Below are 13,941 nucleotides of genomic sequence, written 5' to 3'. Positions count from 1 at the left end.
CGGCTGTGGCGAAGTGGTTAACGCATCGGATTGTGGTTCCGACATTCGGGGGTTCGATTCCCCTCAGCCGCCCCATTAAAATTAAATACAATAAGGCGGCTTAGCCAAGTGGTAAGGCACGGGTCTGCAAAACCTTGATCACCGGTTCAAATCCGGTAGCCGCCTCCAATTTAATCATCTTTTCAAAAGGTGTTTTTTTATTTCAAAATTTGTATATAAGTTAAACGGATTGATTTTTTTCATCAGTCCGTTTTTTAATGATTTGAGTTGTAATAGTCCTTTATTATTTTAGTTAAATATTTGAAATATTTATTAATAGTTTTCTAAAAAATCGTAAAAAATTATGAAAATTTATATTGAAAATTACTATTATTTCTATTTAAAAGGTAGATATATTATTTTTTTTATGTTAAAATGATACCAAAATACAATATAAATACCGAGGAGGTAATAGTATGAAGAAAATATTATTAGCACTATTCAGTTTTGTTTTTGTCTTCTCTATCGTAGGTTGTTCTACTAAAACTGAGACGAAAAAGGAAGAGAAAGTTATTAAGATGGGATTTGTTCCTCTGAAAAATAGTGAGAAGTTAGTAGAAGATCTTAAGCCGATTTCTGATTATCTATCTGAAAGATTAGGCGTAAAAGTAGAAGCTTTTACTGCAAGTAATTATATAGGGGTAGTTGAAGGTTTAGGTAGTGGAAGTGTTGATTTTGGTATCATCCCTCCGTTTTCATCTTTACTTGCTCAAAAACAAAGTAATGCAAAACCGATTTTAACATCTAAAGGGAAAACAGGGAAACCTGGTTATACTGCTGAACTATATGTAAGAAAAGACTCAGGAATTAAATCACTTCAAGATGTTAAAGGTAAAAAAGTAGCATTTGTTGATCCTTCATCTTCTTCAGGATATATCTATCCGGGTGCTATGTTAGTAAATGCTGGTCTTAACTTAGATAAGGATATCAGTTATCAATTCAGTGGTGGACATGATAAGAGCTTACAACTTCTTCTTAACAAGGATGTTGATGTAATTGCAACTTTTGATGGAGTTGAAGATAGATATGCTAAAGACTTCCCTCAAGCTAAAACTGATATTCAAAAATTAGCAACAAGTGATATGATTCCAGGTGTTATGGTTACGACTTCTAGTAAGATGGATAAAGAGCTTCAAGAAAAATTAGAGAAGGCTCTTAGAGATATTGAAAAAGATCCAAAAATGAAAGAAATGTTCACTAAGATGTTCAGTATCACAGGATTTACTGATGTGGATCAAGATGCATATAAAAAAGTTGAAGCTACAGCAAAAGTTATGAATGTGGATTTAGATAAAGTAAAATAATAGATAGAATGAACTTGGTACTACTAGTGCCAAGTTTTTCTTTTAATTAAAAATATAAACTCTTCAATTAAATAAAACACTTGAGATTTTTTTCGTTTAATTTTATAATTAAATAATCAATCAGGAGTGTGAATGTAATGTACGCGTATATTAAAGGTAAAATTTCGGAAGTAAATCCGACTAATATAGTGGTAGATAACAATGGCATAGGCTATGAAGTTGTAGTAGCTAATCCATATGAATATCACTTGAATGAAGAAAGAACTGTATTTATTAGCCAACAAGTAAGAGAAGATTCAAATGTTCTTTATGGTTTTTCAAATAAAGAACAAAAGAAAGTCTTTTTACTTCTATTAAAAGTCAAAGGTGTAGGACCGAAAAGTGCTTTAGCTATTTTAGCTGGGGGTACTAGTGAAGAAATTATTGGAGCTATTGAAAATCAAGATGCTGTTTATTTAACTAAGTTCCCTGGAATTGGGAAAAAATCAGCTCAGCAAATTATTCTTGATTTACAAGGTAAGGTTGATTTTAGTATGACGAATATAAGCAGTGCACCAAAGGCTGTTAATAATTATCTAAGTGATGCAATCCTAGCTCTAGAAGCACTGGGATATAGTAAAAAAGAACTTACAAAAATTGAGAAGAAACTTTCTACTCATCAGTTTGACGGTGTAGATGAATATGTAAAACAAGGATTAAAACTATTGATGAATGCATAGTAGATGAAAGGAGGAAATTATGGAAGATAGAATGGTATCAGCTAGTCAAAACTTTGGTGAAGAACGTGAAGAACAGTCTTTAAGACCAAAATTTTTAAGTCAGTACATAGGGCAAGAACAAATTAAGAGTAATTTGAAAATATTTATAGAAGCTGCGAAATTACGTGGTGAGGTACTAGACCATTGTTTATTATATGGGCCTCCAGGATTAGGGAAAACAACACTTGCGACAATTATTGCAAATGAAATGGAAGTAGGTATTAAGTATACTTCTGGACCTGCAATAGAAAAATCTGGGGATTTAGCAGCGATTTTAACTAGTTTAGAACCGGGCGATGTTCTTTTTATTGATGAAATACATCGAATTAGTAGATCAATTGAGGAAATATTATATTCAGCTATGGAAGATTTTTATCTTGATATTGTAATAGGAAAAGGTGAAGAATCACGAAGTATTAGAATTGAGCTTCCTCCTTTTACGTTAGTAGGAGCGACAACTAGGGCTGGGGCTTTAACAGCACCTCTAAGGGATAGATTCGGTGTGCATTGTCGTTTAGAGTTCTATACTATTAGTGAACTTCAAAATATCATAGAACGAACTTCAGATATTTTTGAATGTGATATTGATGAAGAGAGTTCTTACGAAATTGCTATGAGATCTCGTGGTACACCTCGTATAGCCAATAGGTTATTAAAACGTGTTAGGGATTTTGCACAAGTTAAGAATGATGGTGTAATAGCAAAAGATTTAGCGATAGAATCATTAGATTTGCTTCAAGTTGATGCTAAAGGACTTGATAATATAGACTATAAAATCTTAGAGTGTTTAATAAAACGATATGATGGTCGAGCTGTTGGATTAGAGACTATCGCTGTAACAATAGGAGAAGAAAGTATAACTATTGAAGATGTATATGAACCTTATCTAGTAAAGGAAGGGTTCATTGAGCGTACCCCAAGAGGACGTCGTGCAACACCTAAAGCATACCAACATTTAGGGATAAATTATAAAGGTTAATAATAATAAAACATGGATGTAAATTGCTATGAGTTTAAAAGTATAAGTAATTAAAATCCGTGTTTTTAATTTATTGATAATGCTTTTTAATTAGTAATGATATTAATTGTAAAAAATTAAAAAGTATATTAAACTTGTTTAGTAAAATATTATAAATATTAGAAGGATTGAATTCGTATGATCGATAGTAAACAATTTATAAACACAAGACATAAAAATCAAAAAATAAATTATGATAATGTCTTAAAGGAATTAATAAAAGAATGGGAAAAAACAAATTTTAGACCGAAGATTCTTATTCACTCTTGTTGTGCACCTTGTAGTACTTATGTACTTGAGTATTTATCAGAGATAAGTGACATAACTATATTTTTCTCAAATTCAAATATTCATCCGAAAGAAGAATATATTAAACGTATGCTTGTACAAAAAGATTTTGTTGAAGAGTTTAATAAAAGAAATGATAAGAAAATTAAATTTTTAGCGGATGAGTATGCACCAAGTAAATTTATTAGTGCAGTAAAGGGGCATGAAGAAGATAGAGAAGGTGGAGATAGATGTCATATTTGTTATGAAATGCGTTTAGATTCATCTGCTCAAAAAGCAGAGGAGTTAGGATATGATTATTTCGCATCTGCATTAACTCTAAGTCCTAAGAAAAATGCAACTGTAATTAATGAAGCTGGATATGTTCTTCAGGAGCAAGTGTCAATTTATTACTTACCTTCAGATTTTAAAAAGAATAATGGATATAAGAGATCTGTAGAAATGTGTAATGATTATAATATTTATAGACAATGTTATTGTGGATGCGTCTTTGCAGCAAAAGATCAAGGGATTGATTTTAAAGAAGTAAATAAAAATGCTCGTGAGTTTAATAGAAATCATGAAGATTATGAAAAATTTAAATCAATTATTAAGCTTGGTGGAGAGTTAGTATAATAAATTTGTTATATAGTTTACAATATAACAATAAATATATAATGATTTTAAATTATTTCAGCATAATATAATATAAAAAAGTATCGTTACTTCTCTTGTAATTGATACTTTTTTAGTATATTTGACCATTTTTTTGATTTTAACATTGAAAATCTGTTTTCATATTTTTTCATTAGTTTTAATGCAATTGCTTACTATAGGAAAAGAAATGGTTTTCTTTGTTATAGAATACATATGATATTTAAGGGCGAATAAGTACAAAATACTTGTAAATATTGCTTTCATATGTTATTATTTGAATGTAAATATTTTTTTAAATAAAAGGAGACATAACTATGTTACAAAAAGAATTTAAAGTAATCGACGAAACAGGAATCCACGCTAGACCAGCTACTTTATTAGTACAAGCTGCTTCTAAATTCCAATCAAACATTGAATTAGAATTCAACGGACGTAAAGTTAACTTAAAATCAATCATGGGTGTTATGAGTCTTGGAGTTGGAAAAGACGCTGATATCGTAATCTACGCTGACGGAGCTGACGAAGCAGAAGCATTAGCAGCTTTAGAAGAAACAATGAAGAAAGAAGGATTAGCATAAAATGTTACAACTAAAAGGTATTGCAGCTTCTCAAGGGATATCTTTTGCTAAAGCATACATTTTTGTTGAGCCTGATTTAACAGTTAAAGAAGTTAAAGTTCAAGACGTTGAAGTTGAAGTTAAACGTTTTGAAGAAGCTATTGAAATTTCTAAAAAAGAATTAACTATTATTAAAGATAAAGCTCACGAAAATCTAGGTGCTGATAAAGCAGCGATTTTTGAAGCTCACTTATTAATTTTAGAAGACCCAGAATTTATGGGAACTGTTAAAACTGATATTCAATCAAAAGAAATTAATGCTGAATATGCATTAAAAGAAACTTCAGACATGTTCGTTTCTATGTTTGAAGCAATGGATAATGACTACATGAAAGAACGTGCTGCTGATATTCGTGACGTTTCTAAACGTATTTTAGCTCACTTACTAGGTGTAGATTTACCAAACCCAAGCTTAATCGATGAAGAAGTAATCGTTATTGCTGAAGACTTAACTCCATCTGACACAGCACAACTTAACAAACAATTTGTTAAAGGATTTGCAACTAATATTGGTGGACGTACTTCACACTCAGCTATCATGGCTAGATCATTAGAAATTCCTGCAGTAGTAGGAACTAGTACAATTACTGAAGAAGTTAAAAATGGAGATATCTTAATTCTTGACGGATTAGAAGGTGTTGTATATGTAAATCCAGATGAAGCTACTACAGCTGAATTAGAAGAAAAACACGCTAAATTTGAAGCTCAAAAAGCTGAATGGGCTAAATTAGTAACAGAGAAATCTGTAACTCAAGAAGGACATGAAGTTCTTTTAGCTGCAAACATTGGTACACCTGCTGACTTAGAAGGTGTAAACAACAATGGTGGGGAAGCTGTTGGTTTATATCGTACAGAGTTCCTATACATGGGACGTGATCAACTACCTACTGAAGATGAACAATTCGAAGCTTACAAAGCTGTATTAGAAGGAATGGGTGATAAACCTGTTGTTGTTCGTACTTTAGATATCGGTGGAGATAAAGAATTACCATACTTAGATTTACCAAAAGAAATGAATCCATTCTTAGGGTTTAGAGCTATCCGTCTTTGTCTAGAAGAAAAAGACTTATTCAGAACTCAACTTAGAGCATTATTACGTGCTTCTGTTTACGGTAAACTTTGTGTAATGTTCCCAATGATCGCTACAGTTCAAGAATTTAGAGCTGCTAAAGCTTTATTCTTAGAAGAAAAAGAAAAATTAGTAGCTGAAGGTGTTGCAGTAAGTAACGATATCGAATTAGGTATCATGGTTGAGATTCCATCAACTGCTGTTATTGCTGATATCTTCGCTAAAGAAGTTGACTTCTTCTCAATCGGAACTAATGACTTAGTTCAATATACTATGGCTGCAGACCGTATGAGTGAAAAAGTTTCATACTTATACCAACCATATAACCCGGCAATCTTACGTCTTGTGAAAAATGTTATTGAAGCATCTCACAAAGAAGGTAAATGGACTGGAATGTGTGGGGAAATGGCTGGAGATAGCTTAGCTATTCCATTACTATTAGGTATGGGATTAGATGAATTCTCAATGTCAGCTACTTCAATTCTTCAAGCACGTAGCCAAATCAAAAACTTATCATTAGAAAAAATGAAAGAGTTAGTTGATAAAGCTATTATGTGTTCAACAACTGAAGAAGTATTAGCGTTAGTAGAAGAATATACGAAATAAAGAAATATATAAATAAAATCATTCTTTCTTCGAAAAGGGGAAAGGGTGATTTTTATATTAATTATAAAAGGGAAAAACATATTAGTTTACTTTAAATAATTAAGATTAATTTGGTGTATAATAATTAGTGTATTCGATAAAAATTAGTATAGAGTTAAGTTTAAGATTTTAACAATAATATAAAAATATATTCAAGGAGACTTTTATGGAAAAGATACATACATCAGAAAAATGGCTAAAAGAATATGAAGAAGTTAAAAATTTACTTATATCATCTGTAAATTATGCACATTGTTTTGAAATGAAAGAAATACAAGGTAAGGAAGTTTTTGTTTTAGATATGGGGGAAGTGAATTTCCCAACTGGAGAAATTTTGGTTAGAGACCCGTTAGTATGGCTTCATAGAGATGAAAAACCTTATTTACAGTCTGTGCCTGTAGGAAAATTTAGAATAAAAACGCTAGTAGCAAAAATAGAGGAAGACCATTACAGATATGTGATGAGTAGAGTTAAATTTACAGAAGAAGAACCTGTTATTTACTACGAAGCATTAAAGGGAGATGAAAATCTAGATTCTCTTGAAGAAGGGAGTATTTTTGGATTTTTTGTAGATGCAGGGCTTGCGACAATAGTAGATGTTGAAACTAAAAATGCATATTGTGATTTTGAAGATAGTTGGTATGAAGAAAATCCTGGTAAAAATATTTATGATGATTTTTTTGCTAAGATTTTTAAAAAAAATGCAGTAGAAAATCCACTTTATCAACGTGAAGGAGGAGATTGGATTAATTTCAGAATTCCTAATACTGATTTGAACATTCCGATGATTCAAACAGGTTTTGGAGATGGAATATATCCTGTGTATTTTGGATATGATAAGAATAAAAATCTTTGTGACATTGTTATAGAGTATATTTATCTAGGATAAGGAGATTATTTATGTCGATAGAAGAAGTCTATGATTATTTTCATAACTATGATTCTAAGGTATATAAGATTTTTGCTTGTATGGGAAACGAACCATCAGAAAAGGATATATTAAATTTTGAGAAGCAGTATGATGTAAGTCTTCCAGATGATTTTAAAGAGTTTACTATGTCTCCTTTGGGAGGACTTTATATGGAAGTTAGAGAAGAATTATGGCCAAGAGCTAAGGTATATGATGTAGCACCATTTTGGACATTTTGTCGAGGAATTATAGTATATGGTATTGCAAAAGGAATACCAGATTATCTAGATATTCGTGTAAAAACAAAAGAATTACATGAAGAAGGTTTAGAAGACTATATTCCATTTTTTCAATAATCGGTGATGGAAATACAATATTTTGCTTTGATAAAAATAATAGAATTGTCGCACTTGATTGGTATTCTAAAGTTGCTTTTGAGGAAGATGAAGTAAACTTTTCTGATTTCTTGCTTAAGAAAATTAAAGAGTTGGAAGAACGTAAAACGCAAATGATAGAGACGCTCGAAAATAGAAAAAATTAGTGAATAAAACTACATAGGAATGTAGTTACTAATACTATATGAATAGGTTTGGCATTTTTAAATTTAATGTTTGGAGAGAAAATATGAAAATAATAGATAAAATCAAACAAATTGAAAAATATATATGTGAAAATTTTGAAGAATGGGATTTGGAAAATCCCGTAGAAGAATATCTTGACGATTATCACGAAATTTCAGGAGCTTCAGAGATAGAGATTGTATCTTTCGAGAAAAAATAGGTATAACCTTGCCTAATGATGTAAAAGAAATTTACAAATATAAAAATGGGAGTAAATACTTGAGTATTTTTCCTTGTATTATAGATGAAAGAGAAATGCCATTTTGTTTAATGAGTCTGCAAGCTATAGAAAATACAAAGGAATATTTTCAAAATAAAGATGCCTTATTAACAGAATTTACTGAATATTTCTCAAGTGATGAGATAGACAAAATGAGGGATAGTAGAGTAAAACCATATCTTTTTAATAAAAGGTGGATTCCTTTTGCTGAGTATGGTGATAGTTGCTTTCTAATGTTTGATTTCGATCCAAATAATGCTGGGAGAGAAGGTCAGATTATTTTTTATATTCATGATCCTGATGAAATAGTTTATGTAGCTGAAGGAATTACAGAATTGATAGATGAGATAATGGCTGGAATTAATTAGCGTTATAATCTAACATTTTTGATGGAACTGCTAAATTAGAACTTAAAATAACATATATTGAGTTCATCAGTTATCATGCCTTATTTTTGCCGTATTAGTTGACATCGTGGTATTTTTATATTATTATTTTAACTATATAATTTAAAAGCAATGATTAAGACGGTATATTAGAAGTTTTTAACAGGGAGCAACTACGTGACTGAAAGAGTTGTACTAACTGAGAATATATTTTCAGCTTATGAGTAATTGTATAAGTAGACTATGAGTACAATCGGTTGGTCCCCGTTAAAAACCATATTAAGGAAGCAAATTGCTTTAAAATGCGGGTGGTACCACGATATATTCGTCCCTTGAGACTTAGTCTTGAGGGGCTTTTTATTTTGGATAATTAATAGAACTTATACCAATGTATTTATATTAAATTTTTAAGGAGGAACTTATGACTTTAGAGAATATAAGAAAAGAATATTTAGAATTAGTTAAAACAATTAAAGATGAAAAAGAACTTTATGACCTAAGAGTAAAATTTTTAGGGAAAAAAGGTGAATTAACAGAAGTTATGAAAGGGGCGCGTGATTTATCACCAGAAGAAAGACCAACTTTTGGGAAACTTGTTAATGAAGTGAAAACGTTCATTAATGATAGCTTAGAAGCAAAAAAAGCTGAACTAGCTAAAGTAGCATTAGAGTTGAAATTAGCTAGCGAAGAAATTGATGTGACTCTTCCTAGTAAAAAAGTACAACTAGGTGGGTTAAATCCGTTAAACAAAATTATTGAAGAAATTGAAGAGATCTTTATTTCAATGGGATATTCTGTTGCAGAAGGACCAGAGGTTGAAACTGACAAGTTTAACTTTGAAATGTTAAACTTACCAAAAGATCACCCAGCTCGTGATATGCAAGATTCATTCTATATTACAAATGAGCTGTTAATGAGAACACAAACTTCACCTGTTCAAGCTCGTGAAATGTTAAAAGCTAATGGTGAAGGACCAATCAAGATTATTTGCCCTGGTAAAGTATTCCGTCGTGACAATGATGATGCTACTCACTCTCACCAATTTACACAAATTGAAGGATTAGTAGTTGATAAAAATATTACATTTAGTGATTTAAAAGGAACTTTAGAACACTTTATTAAAGCTGTATTCGGGGAAAACAAAAAAATCCGTCTACGTCCAAGTTTCTTCCCATTTACTGAACCATCTGTAGAGGTTGATGTATCTTGGGGTAATGAGGATGATGAAGAAAACATTAAATGGTTAGAAATTTTAGGAGCAGGTATGGTTCACCCTAATGTTCTTAAAATGGCTGGTTTTGATCCTGAAGTATATACTGGATTTGCTTTTGGTATGGGACCGGAACGTGTTGCGATGTTAAAATATGGTATTAGCGATATTAGAAGTTTCTACACAAATGACGTAAGATTCTTACAACAATTCAATAGTGATAGAAACGATTAATAGGAGGTAGTAATGTTAGTAAGTTATAATTGGTTAAAACAATATACAAATGTTGAAGATAATGCTAATGAATTAGCTGAAAAAATCACTCGTGGTGGTATTGAAGTAGAAGGTGTTGAGTATTTAGCAGAAGAAATTTCTGGCGTAGTGGTTGGTTATGTTGCATCTAAAGAAAAACACCCTGATGCTGAAAAATTAAATGTATGTCAAGTAAACGTTGGTGAAGAAGAAAACTTACAAATTGTTTGTGGTGCACCAAATGTTGATGCTGGACAATATGTAATTGTTGCTAAAGTTGGAGCGAAATTACCAGGAATTAAAATTAAAAAAGCTAAACTTCGTGGTGTAGAATCACAAGGTATGATTTGTTCATTAGGTGAATTAGGATTAAGTAAGAGTGTAGTACCTAAAAATTATCAAGAAGGTATCTACGTTTTTGAAACTGAACAAGAGCTTGGTTCTGATGTTGTTGAATTGTTAGGATTAAATGATTACATCTTAGATCTTTCAATTACTCCAAACAGAGCTGATGCACTTAGTATGCGTGGTCTTACTTATGAATTAGGTGCTTTATATAATAATAAAGTTGATTTTAAAGATGTTGAAAAAGAAGAAAACTATGAAGCAACTTCATTACAAGTTGCTATTGAAAGTGATTCTTGTAAAAACTATGTGGGTCAAGTTGTTAAAAATGTAGAAGTTAAAGATTCTCCATTATGGTTACAAACAAGACTTATGAATTCTGGTATTCGTCCAATCAATAATATCGTAGATATTACAAACTACGTACTATTAGAGTTTGGTCAACCAATGCATGCTTTTGACAAAGACCTAGTAGGAGATAAAATCGTAGTTCGTGATGCTAAAGAAGGTGAAGTTCTTGAAACTCTTGATGGAGAAGAGAGAAAATTACAAACAACTGACTTAGTAATTACTGATGGTTCTCATGCGATTGCTCTTGGTGGAGTAATGGGTGGTAAAAATACAGAAGTAAGTGAAAAAACTAAAAACATTATTTTAGAATCTGCGTATTTTAATCCTACATCAGTACGTCGTACTTCTGCAGCGCACGGATTAAGAAGTGATTCTTCTGCAAGATTCGAAAAAGGAATTGATCCTAATATGCAAAAAGCAGCACTTACTCGTGCAGTAGAATTAATTTTAGAATTATGTCCGAATGCTGTAGTTGAAAGTTCTGTTGGAGTAGTAAATAAAGAAGAAGAAAAAGTTGTAGAAATTTCAACTTCTTATATCAACAACTATCTTGGAATTACTCTATCAACTGAAGAAATTGTGGCTATTCTTGAAGGTTTAAGTTTTTCAGTAAAAGTAACAGGAGAAAACTTAGTTGTTAAAGTACCGACAAGAAGACCTGATATTTCTATTAAACAAGATTTAGTAGAAGAAGTTATTCGAATTTATGGATATGATAATTTAGCTTCAACATTACCAAAATTCTCTAAAACTACTAAAGGTGGATTAACTTATTCACAAAAAATGGTTCGTGATTTACGCGCAGTATATGCTAGCTTAGGATTCAACGATACAATTAATTACTCATTGGTATCTGAAGAAGAAGCAACGGGGTATACTTTAGAAAATCACCACAAAGTAAGATTATTAATGCCTATGACTGAGACTCACTCGACTTTACGTCAAAGTTTAGTTCCGGGATTATTAAATACTGTTCAATACAACGTAGCTAGAAAACAAAAAGATCTTAAATTATTAGAAATTGGTCGTGTATTCTTCGGAAGTGGGGATGATAATATTCAACCGAAAGAAACATTATATTTAAGTGCGGCTTTAACTGGAGAAGAAAGAGCAACTAAATGGCTTAAAGAAAGCAGTACTCTAGATTTCTTCGCGGCTAAAGGATACTTAGAAGTAGTATTTGAACGTTTAGGGTTAGAAGAAAAAGTTACTTATAAAAAATCTACACTTGAAGGTATGCACCCAGGTCGTTTCGCAGAAGTTTACTTGGGGGAAAAACGTATTGGATTTATCGGAGAAGTTCATCCGCAAGTTGCTGATAAACTTGGATTAAATACTACATATGTATTTGAAATTAATTTAGATGAAGTAATTTCAGAAAGTAAAGTTAAACCTAAATATGAGGAAGTAACAAAATACCCTGAAATCACTCGTGATATAGCCATGTTAGTTGACGTTAAAGATGAATATCAAAATATTTATAATGTAATTGAATCTGTAAATAGTAGATTGATTACGAATGTAGAATTATTTGATTTATATGCTGGTGTTGAATTATTAGCTGGTAAGAAATCATTAGCTCTAACAATTACTTATAGCGATAAACAAAAAACTTTAACAGATGAAGAAGTGACAGCGGTTCATGAAAAAGTACTAGCTGCACTTACAGCGTATGGAGCAATTATTAGGTAGGTAGTCTATGATTACACAAATAATATTATTTTGTATTTTAGCATATGTAATTGGTTCTATACCATTTGCATTAATCGTAGGAAAAGTATTTTATAATACTGATATTAGAACATTAGGAAGTGGAAACTTAGGTACAACAAATACTTTCAGATGCCTTGGTAAAAAGGCTGGAGTAACGGTTTTTATCTGTGATGTTTCTAAGGGGATAGTAGCGACATTTCTTCCAACTTTGATGCTTGGTAGAGTTGATTACTTATCAATATTTGGAGCTTTTGCAATGATAGGGCATGTGTTTCCTATCTTTGCGAACTTCAAAGGTGGGAAAGCTGTTGCGACTGGATCAGGCGTGTTTATCTTCCTATATCCAATGTTAAGTTTATTATTATTAGCTATATTCTTTTCAACACTATTTTTAACTGGTTATGTTTCATTAGGAAGTATTCTAATCAGTTTAACTGCTATCGGATATCTTGGCTTTTTTGAAGCTGGTATTGATAAATGGGTTATGATGGTTATGTGTGTATTTGTAATTTATATGCATAAAAAGAATATAAAAAGATTATTAAACGGAACAGAAAATCAATCGAAATTAAAAATAAAAAGGGGAACAAAGAATGACAAAAATCATTAGTGGGACTGAACTTGCTAAGAAATTGCGAGGAGAAATTAAAGAGGAAGCAACTGCTTTAAGAGAAAGAGGGATTGAACCAACTCTTGCGGTTGTGTTAGTCGGAGATAATAAAGCGTCAAGAAGTTATGTTAATTCTAAACATAAAGCTTGTATTGAAAATAATATTAATTCAATAAAAATAGAATTACCTGAGGAAATTTCTACTGATGATTTATTAACTGAAATTGAAAAATTAAATAACGATGAAAAAGTTCATGGGATTTTAGTGCAGTTACCGTTGCCAAAACACGTTGATGCTGAAAAAGTATTAAATGCTGTAAGTCCGGATAAAGATGTTGATGGATTTCATCCAATTAATGTAGGTAAGTTAGTGATTGGAGAAGCTAAACTTATTCCATGTACTCCACTTGGAATTCTAGAGATGATTAAATCTACTGGAGAAGAAATCTCTGGTAAACTTGCATTAGTAATAGGTAGAAGTAATATTGTTGGTAAACCAATTTCAACTTTACTTTTACAAAATAATGCAACTGTAATAACAGCTCACTCTAGAACTAAAGATTTAGAATCTTTAATTGAACAAGCTGACATTATTGTTAGCTGTGTTGGAGCTGCGCATTTCTTAAGTGGAAAAGAAAAAGTAAAACCAACATGTACTATTATCGATGTTGGAAATAACTATAAAGATGGTAAGTTGGTTGGAGATGTAAATCTGGATGAATTTATTGATAAGGTTGCTTATATTTCTCCTGTTCCAGGAGGAGTAGGACCTTTAACAATCACAATGTTAATGAGAAATACGTTAACTGCCGCTTATGATTTACTAGCTAAATAATTTCAACAATATATAGTACTTTTTGAGATTATATTTATTTGAAATGTTTATTAAATAATGATACAATAATATATTGAATAAGAATGCATTGTTTTTATTGATATATAGACTTATA

The 13,941-nt window shown here is 31.2% G+C and carries 14 protein-coding genes and 1 tRNA gene; all 15 read left to right on the top strand.

All coding sequences use genetic code 11. The annotated features are described in order from the left end of the window. The first annotated feature begins 94 nt into the window (after nt 1-94). Nucleotides 95-168 (top strand) — tRNA-Cys (locus JX287_RS05385). A gap of 287 nt (nt 169-455) precedes the next feature. Further along, nucleotides 456-1,343, top strand: coding sequence for a phosphate/phosphite/phosphonate ABC transporter substrate-binding protein (locus JX287_RS05380; protein ID WP_204643306.1), 888 nt, complete (start codon nt 456-458; stop codon nt 1,341-1,343). 137 nt (nt 1,344-1,480) lie between these two features. Next, the gene (gene ruvA / locus JX287_RS05375) at nt 1,481-2,062 is read left to right on the top strand and encodes a Holliday junction branch migration protein RuvA (RefSeq protein WP_204643304.1); all 582 of its coding nucleotides are present in this window, start codon (nt 1,481-1,483) and stop codon (nt 2,060-2,062) included. Between the two features lie 19 nt (nt 2,063-2,081). Beyond that, nucleotides 2,082-3,080, top strand: coding sequence for a Holliday junction branch migration DNA helicase RuvB (gene ruvB / locus JX287_RS05370; protein ID WP_204643301.1), 999 nt, complete (start codon nt 2,082-2,084; stop codon nt 3,078-3,080). Between the two features lie 177 nt (nt 3,081-3,257). After that, entirely contained in the window at nt 3,258-4,022 is a 765-nt protein-coding gene (locus JX287_RS05365) for an epoxyqueuosine reductase QueH (RefSeq protein WP_204643292.1), read from the top strand. 335 nt (nt 4,023-4,357) lie between these two features. Continuing rightward, the gene (locus JX287_RS05360) at nt 4,358-4,621 is read left to right on the top strand and encodes a phosphocarrier protein HPr (protein ID WP_003145399.1); all 264 of its coding nucleotides are present in this window, start codon (nt 4,358-4,360) and stop codon (nt 4,619-4,621) included. 1 nt (nt 4,622) lies between these two features. Continuing rightward, the gene (gene ptsP, locus JX287_RS05355; RefSeq protein ID WP_204643290.1) at nt 4,623-6,335 is read left to right on the top strand and encodes a phosphoenolpyruvate--protein phosphotransferase; all 1,713 of its coding nucleotides are present in this window, start codon (nt 4,623-4,625) and stop codon (nt 6,333-6,335) included. Between the two features lie 205 nt (nt 6,336-6,540). Beyond that, nucleotides 6,541-7,263: a DUF4241 domain-containing protein gene (locus JX287_RS05350; RefSeq protein ID WP_239650342.1), complete on the top strand. Its 723-nt coding sequence runs from the start codon at nt 6,541-6,543 to the stop codon at nt 7,261-7,263. An 11-nt stretch (nt 7,264-7,274) separates the two neighbouring features. Then, nucleotides 7,275-7,640 carry an SMI1/KNR4 family protein gene (locus tag JX287_RS05345; protein WP_204643282.1) on the top strand — a complete coding sequence of 122 codons (366 nt, stop codon included), beginning with the start codon at nt 7,275-7,277 and terminating at the stop codon, nt 7,638-7,640. A 268-nt stretch (nt 7,641-7,908) separates the two neighbouring features. After that, the gene (locus JX287_RS05340; RefSeq protein ID WP_204643280.1) at nt 7,909-8,064 is read left to right on the top strand and encodes a hypothetical protein; all 156 of its coding nucleotides are present in this window, start codon (nt 7,909-7,911) and stop codon (nt 8,062-8,064) included. A gap of 8 nt (nt 8,065-8,072) precedes the next feature. Continuing rightward, nucleotides 8,073-8,492: an SMI1/KNR4 family protein gene (locus JX287_RS05335; RefSeq protein ID WP_204643278.1), complete on the top strand. Its 420-nt coding sequence runs from the start codon at nt 8,073-8,075 to the stop codon at nt 8,490-8,492. 439 nt (nt 8,493-8,931) lie between these two features. Further along, complete coding sequence (pheS, locus tag JX287_RS05330) at nt 8,932-9,954, top strand: phenylalanine--tRNA ligase subunit alpha (RefSeq protein ID WP_204643276.1); 1,023 nt, start codon at nt 8,932-8,934, stop codon at nt 9,952-9,954. A 12-nt stretch (nt 9,955-9,966) separates the two neighbouring features. Continuing rightward, on the top strand, nt 9,967-12,360 hold the full coding sequence (pheT, locus tag JX287_RS05325) for a phenylalanine--tRNA ligase subunit beta (RefSeq protein WP_204643275.1): 2,394 nt from the start codon (nt 9,967-9,969) through the stop codon (nt 12,358-12,360). Between the two features lie 7 nt (nt 12,361-12,367). Beyond that, a complete protein-coding gene (plsY, locus tag JX287_RS05320) occupies nt 12,368-12,991 on the top strand; it encodes a glycerol-3-phosphate 1-O-acyltransferase PlsY (RefSeq protein WP_204643273.1) in 624 nt (207 codons plus the stop codon). After that, entirely contained in the window at nt 12,975-13,826 is an 852-nt protein-coding gene (locus tag JX287_RS05315; RefSeq protein WP_204643264.1) for a bifunctional 5,10-methylenetetrahydrofolate dehydrogenase/5,10-methenyltetrahydrofolate cyclohydrolase, read from the top strand. Before plsY ends, JX287_RS05315 begins: the two co-directional genes overlap by 17 nt. Nucleotides 13,827-13,941 lie beyond the last annotated feature (115 nt).

This window comes from Gemella haemolysans, from assembly GCF_901873445.1.
Lineage (GTDB): Bacteria > Bacillota > Bacilli > Staphylococcales > Gemellaceae > Gemella > Gemella haemolysans_C.
The sequence above is the reverse complement of the archived record's forward strand: the minus strand, read 5'-3'. Positions and strand labels throughout refer to the sequence as shown.